Annotated in this window: 3 protein-coding genes; 1 reads left to right on the top strand and 2 read right to left on the bottom strand. The window is 64.0% G+C overall.

Features of this window, described 5'->3' with window-relative positions; translation table 11 throughout:
* Together QZ281_RS04850 and QZ281_RS04845 are read right to left on the bottom strand one after the other, a co-directional pair.
* Window positions 1-1,571: alpha-amylase family glycosyl hydrolase (locus QZ281_RS04850; RefSeq protein WP_292225374.1), on the bottom strand; the 1,571-nt coding region annotated here is incomplete at its 3' end.
* Between the two features lie 29 nt (window positions 1,572-1,600).
* Window positions 1,601-3,430 (bottom strand): alpha-amylase family glycosyl hydrolase, encoded by a 1,830-nt coding sequence (locus QZ281_RS04845; RefSeq protein WP_292225362.1) that lies wholly within the window; start codon window positions 3,428-3,430, stop codon window positions 1,601-1,603.
* Between the two features lie 287 nt (window positions 3,431-3,717).
* Here QZ281_RS04845 and QZ281_RS04840 point away from each other — a divergent pair, with 287 nt between their 5' ends.
* Entirely contained in the window at window positions 3,718-6,522 is a 2,805-nt protein-coding gene (locus QZ281_RS04840; RefSeq protein ID WP_292225359.1) for a TonB-dependent receptor, read from the top strand.
* Window positions 6,523-6,560: the final 38 nt, after the last annotated feature.

Genomic DNA, 6,560 nt, shown 5'->3' with positions numbered 1-6,560 from the left:
CCGGGCGTTGTTCCAAGAGTTCGGGCGTGCACTCGGCGAGCGCCGACGGGCGGCGTCCATTCGACAGCCGTGTGGCCCAGGTTGAAGACGCACAGCAGGCGTTCGCCATCGACGCCGCCGCGCTCATAGCGTTCAAAGACCAAGAGGCCCTGCGGGCCGTCCACCAGCTCCAGTCCGCCCAGACGCAGGGCCGGGTGTTGTTTGCGCAGGCTGATGACGCGGCGTGCGACATGCAGGGTGGCGTGGGGATCAGCCTCCTGAGCATCCACGGCCAGCGCGAGGTGACGCGGATCAACCGGCAGCCACGGCTCCACCGTCGAGAAACCTGCGTTGGGCGCAGAGGCGACCCACGGGATCGGCGTGCGCGCACCGTCGCGGCCCAGCGTCTGGGGCCAGTTGGCGATGGCCTCGGGATCGACCAGACGCTCGAACGGCACATAGGCCTGCGGCAGACCCAACTCCTCGCCCTGATAGACGAAGACATTGCCGCGCAGGCACATCAACAGCAGCAACGCCATTTCGGCGAAGGCCTTCTCGTCGCGGCCCTCGGCCCAGCGGGAGACGGCGCGCGGCGCATCGTGGTTCGAGAAGGTCCACGAGGGCCAGCCCTCGCCCTGCTGATCGGGCCACATGCTGTCGCCGATGCCGATCAGTTCGGCCTTCAGCGCATCGGCATAGAGGTAGAGGAAGCCATAGGCCGAGTGCAGGCGGTCGTCGCCTGCCGTGAATTCCTTCATCTCGCGGTCGGCGTGGTCACCGCCGACCTCGGCCACCGTGAAGCGGCCTTCATAGCTGTCCGTCAGGTCGCGGATGCGGTTCAGGAAGCCGATGATTTCGGGGTGTGACTGGTTGTAGATCTTGTCCTGGAAGTCGAACGGACGGGTGCGCTTGCGGTCGTCATTGATCGGCGGATTGTCCCGCAGGCTGGGGTCATGGATGGCGAAATTGATCGCATCCAGACGGAAGCCGTCCACGCCCCGGTCCAGCCAGAAACGGGCTGCAGCGATCAGGGCGTCCTGAACCTCGGGGTTGCGCACGTTCAGCTGCGGCTGTGAGGCCAGGAAGTTGTGCATGTAGTACTGGCCGCGCCGTGCGTCCCAGGTCCATGCGGGGCCGCCGAACACGGACTGCCAGTTGGACGGCGGAGAGCCGTCCGGCTTGGCGTCGGCCCAGACGTACCAGTCGGCGTGCTTGCTGTTTCGGCTGGAGCGGCTGTCCAGGAACCAGTCGTGTTCATCCGAGGTGTGGGAGAAGACCTGATCGATGACGACCTTCAGGCCCAGCGCCTTGGCGCGCGTGGACAGGGCGTCGAAATCGGCCAGGGTTCCGAAGATCGGGTCAACGTCGCAATAGTCCGAGACGTCATAGCCGAAGTCCTTCATCGGCGACTTGAAGAAGGGCGACAGCCACACCCCGTCCACGCCTAGAGAGGCGATGTGATCCAGATGGTCGGTGATGCCCTTCAGGTCGCCGACGCCGTCGTTGTTGGAGTCCGCAAAACTGCGCGGATAGACCTGATACAGGATCGCGCCGCGCCACCATTCGTGCGTTTTGGCCGTCGTCGAGGACATGTCGGCGAGATCCGAGGCGTGGAGGTTCACTAGGCGCTCTTGCAGATGAGGTAGTCGAGGGGAGGGACGCTGACACGGTAGCTGGCCGGGGCGGACGCCTGTGGCGCGCACTGGCCGCGCAGGCTGCGCCAATTCAGCGAACCGGCGTTGACTTCGACCTGGGCCGAAACGGGCGCAGTCGAGGTGTTGAACACCACCAGCACCTCGCCGCCGTCATCGGTCAAGCGCGAGATGGCGAACAGGCCCGGCTTGTCGCCATAGGCGCGGGTGACCTGACCGCCGCGTCGCAGAGCCGGTTCGGCGGCGCGGATGCGGCCCATCTCGGCGATGGCGCGGTACAGCGGGGCGTTGGTGGAAAAGGCAGGCTGGCGACCGCCGATGGGGGCTTCCGCCGCATAGATCGGCGTCTGGCTGTCGAACATGTCCTGACGCGAGTTGCCGTACCCGCCTGCGCCAGCGAATCCTTGTTCATCGCCGTAATAGAGGGTCGGCACGCCGCGGCTGAACATCATCAGGGCGTGGGCCAGCTTGACCCGCGCCAGCAGTTCGGCGTCGCTCGCGTCCGGGTTGGCTTCCTTGATGAAATAGGCCGCCCGGCCCATGTCGTGGTTGCCGAGGAAGGTCGGCAGGATGGCGGCGGTGTCGCGCCCGTCGGCATAGATGGCGTCCGCTTCGAACAAACGGGCCAGGGCGTCGGTCCCGCTCTTGCCGGAAGCGACGTCTACAGCCTGTTTCTGGAAAGCGAAGTCCAGCACGGCGGGGAAGCTGTCATCCTTGGTGAAACGCGCGAGCGCGGCAGGATCCGCATCGAATACTTCGCCGAAGATGTGGAAATTGGGAATGCCCTTGGCCTTGGCCCGCTCCAGCATGGCGGGAATAAAGGCCTGCCAGAACTCGGGGTTCACGTGGCGGGCGGTGTCGATGCGGTATCCGTCGATGCCGTATTTGTCGATCCAGCCGCCGAAGATGTCGATCATGCCCTGCACGACGACGGGATCTTCAGTGAACAGGTCGTCCAGCCCGGCGAAATCGCCGTCCAGCGAGCTTTCGCCCGCAAACGTGCTCTCGCCGCGATTGTGGTAGTGGATCGGGTCGTTCAGCCAGGCTGGGAACTTGGCGTTCTCTTCACCTGCGGGGACGTAGGGGGTGTAGGCGTAGTCGGGGCGGGCCAGGCGCGAGAAGTCGCGGCCGTCGAAGCCTTCATTGATCGGCGCGCCGTCCACGCCCCCGCGACGGGTGTAGGGATAGTCGGCGCGGCTGCGATAGGCGCAGTCATTCTCCGGGCATTCGCGATACTGGATTACGTCTGCCGTGTGGTTGGTGACGATGTCCAGATAGACCTTCATGCCGCGTGCGTGGGCCGCCTCGACCAGAGCGTGCATCGTGGCTTCGTCGCCGAAGTGCGGGTCGACGGCGGTGAAGTCCGTGATCCAGTAGCCGTGGTGGGCCGCACCCGTGTATCCGGCGCGCGACTGCACGGGCTTGTTCTTGAAGATCGGGGCCAGCCAGACCGCCGTCGCGCCCAGACCCTGGATGTAGTCCAGTCGCTGGATCAGACCGGCCAGATCGCCGCCGTGGTAAAAATCTGTGTCAGACGGGTCGAAGCCGCTCTTCAGGCGCTCGGCGGCGTAACCGCCGTGGTCGTTGGAGGTGTCGCCGTTGGCGAACCGGTCGACCAGCAGGAAGTAGATGACCTCATCCTGTGGCAGGCGTTGGCGCACAGCCGAGGCGGCGTCGGCGCCGCGGGTCTGGGCTTGGGCCTGGGCTTGGGTCTGGGCCTGCGTCGGTGCGGTGCTGAGCAGGGTCGCAAGCGCTGCTGCGGCGGCCAGTGCGGCTCTTCTGGAACGTCTGATGGTCATTCTCATCCTCCCGTACGCCTGGAAAGTGCAAAGCCTTCCAAGTCGATTTGCAAGATTTTGCAGCCTGAGCCGCCGGTGTCAATGTGGTGCGAAATGGTGCGGCGCAGCAGCAAGGCGGCAATGTGTCGCTGTCCGCCTGCGGTATTTCGGCAAAAGGCAGCTATGAATGACGACGCAAATGGGGCTTCAACATTAACGGCTTGCAACATTGTCTCAGATTTGCATATTTTTGCGTGGCGTTAGGTCGCGGCAGTTAGAACCGCGATCAGCCCATAGGGAGGATGATCATGCTTCAAGGTATCAATCGCCGCACGCGTTTGCTGTCGGGGGTCGCGTTCGGCGCGGCGGCTCTGATGGCGGTCGGCTCTGCACAAGCGCAGACTGTTTCCACACAGAATGAACAGACGACTGACGTCGGCGATGTGGTCGTCACCGGCATCCGACGCTCCATCGAGGCCTCGATCGCCGCCAAGGCCGCGAACACCTCGATCGTCGAAGTCATCTCGGCTGAAGACATCGGCAAGTTGCCGGACGTGTCGATCGCTGAGTCCCTGGCGCGCCTGCCGGGCGTGACGATGCAGCGTCTGGATGGACGCAGCCAGCAGATCTCGATCCGCGGCCTTGGCCCCGATTTCACCACGGCCCTGCTGAACGGCCGCGAACTGGTCACCACCGGCGACAACCGCGGTGTCGAGTTCGACCAGTTCCCCTCCGAACTGCTGAACAGCGTCGTCGTCTACAAGACCCCGGATGCGGCTCTGGTCGGTCAGGGTCTGGCCGGTACGGTCGACCTGCGCACGGTTCGCCCGCTGGCCTATGGCCGTCGCGCCATGGTCGCCAACTACCGCCATGAGTGGAACGACATCGGCGCCCTGAACTCGGGCACGACCGACAAGGGCGACCGCTACACCCTGTCCTACATCGACCAGTTCGCTGACGGCACCATCGGCGTGGCCCTGGGCTACGCTCACATGTCGTCGCCCTATCAGTCCGAGCGTTTCAACGCCTGGGGCTATCCGAACTACAACGACGGCAACCTGCTGACCGGCGGCGTGAAGCCCTATGTCATGTCCAGCGAGCTGGAGCGTGACGGCTATATGGGTGTGCTGGAATGGCGCCCGAACGACCGCATCCACTCCACGATCGACGCCTTCTACTCCAAGTTCAAGAACACTCAGGTTCTGCGCGGCATCGAGTTCCCGCTGGCCTGGGGCGGAAGCGCCCAGTCCGCTGATGGGGCCTGCGATTCGGTTGGCAATGTCGCCACGCCGAACGTCTGCCGCCCCGGTCCGTCGCTGCGTCCGGGCTACACCGTCGACAACGGCATGATCGTCGCGGGCACCTGGGACAACATCAAGGGCGTCGTCCGCAACGACCTGAACAAGCGCGACAGCACGATCACGGCCATCGGCTGGAACACCGAGTTCGTCGCCAACGACGACTGGACCCTGGGTCTGGACGTCAACTACTCCAAGGTCGAACGCAACGACATCATCCTGGAGACCAACGCAGGTACGGGCCGCAACATCAACGGCGCTCTGGACACGCTGGGCTTCCAACTGACCGGCGACGGCGTGACGCGCTTCACCAGCAAGCTGAACTATGCCGATCCGACCCTGATCAAGATCACCAGCCCGCAGGGCTGGGGCGGGGACGTGATCCCCGGCGGTCAAGCCGGTTACATGAACACCCCGACCATTGAGGACGAGATCAAGGGCGCGCGTCTGACGGCGCGTCGTGAACTGCACCAGAGCCCGTTCAAGTCGATCGACTTCGGCTTCAACTATTCGGAGCGGAACAAGAGCTTCGTCAACGACCAGTATTATCTGGCTGTTCCGGGCGGCGGCGATCTGACCATCGGTTCGCAGTTCCTGCTGGCCCCGACCGATCTGGGCTACCTCGGCATTTCGCAGGTCATCAGCTACGACGCTCTGGCTCTGGTCAACAGCGGCGCGCTGAACAAGGTGCGCAACCCGAACGCTGACGTCGCCGCAGGCAACTGGGAAGTGACCGAAAAGGTCTCGACCGCCTATGTCCGCGCCAACATCGACCACAATCTGTTCGGCCGCGCCCTGACCGGCAACGTCGGCATGCAGTTCGTCTATACGGAACAGTCGAGCAGCGGCTTTGAGGCCCAGCAGCTTAGCGAAGGCGTCGCCGCAGTGGCCAACGTGCGCGGCGGTGTCGACTATCTGGAGATACTGCCCAGCTCGAACTTCATCCTGGAAGTCAGCGACGACCTGTTCGCCCGCTTCTCGGTCGCCCGCACCCTGGCGCGCCCGCGGATGGATGACATGCGTGCCTCGCGCAACTTCTCGTTCAATCCGGGCAACAACAACAGTTCGGCGACGCCCGAGCAGAACTCGCCGTGGGGCGGCGGCGGCGGCAATCCGGTGCTGAAACCCTTCATCGCGGACGTCGTCGATCTGTCGGTCGAGAAGTACTTCGCCAACCGTAAGGGCTATGTCTCGCTGGCGGGCTTCTACAAGAACCTCGAAAGCTACGTTTACACCTACAACCGCATCTTCGACTTCACCGGCTATCCGACCGGCGGCGTCACGCCTGTGATCAATCAGGGCATCATTTCGACGCCTGAGAACGGCAATGGCGGCTGGATCAAGGGGCTGGAGTTCTCGGTCTCGGCGCCGTTCAGCATCTTGCACCCGGCGCTTGAAGGCTTCGGTGGTCTGTTCAGCGCCTCGGTCACGGACAGCAAGGTTCAGCCTGACCCGAGCCACCCGCCGACCACCATGCCGGGCCTGTCGGAAACCGTTCTGAACGGCACGCTCTATTATGAGCGTTATGGCTTCCAGTCGCGCGTCTCGGCTCGCTACCGCTCGGACTACCTGGGTGAAGTCGCTGGCTTCGGCAACGGCCGCACCCTGCGTTCGGTCGGTGAGGAAACCATCGTCGACGCCCAGATCGGTTACGAGTTCCAGTCGGGTCCGCTGCAGGGTCTGTCGATTCTGGCGCAGGTCAACAACCTGACGGACGAGCCGTTCAAGACGTTCGAGAATGGCGATGAGCGCCGGACCATCGACTACCAGAGCTATGGCCGGACCTATGCGGTGGGCCTGAACTACCGCTTCTGATTTTCCCTCTGAGCAACTTGGGCCGCTTCGGAAACGAA

The organism is Brevundimonas sp., from assembly GCF_018608325.1.
Taxonomy (GTDB): Bacteria; Pseudomonadota; Alphaproteobacteria; order Caulobacterales; family Caulobacteraceae; genus Brevundimonas.
Note: the sequence above shows the minus strand (reverse complement) of the source record. Positions and strands in the feature narration are given on the sequence as shown.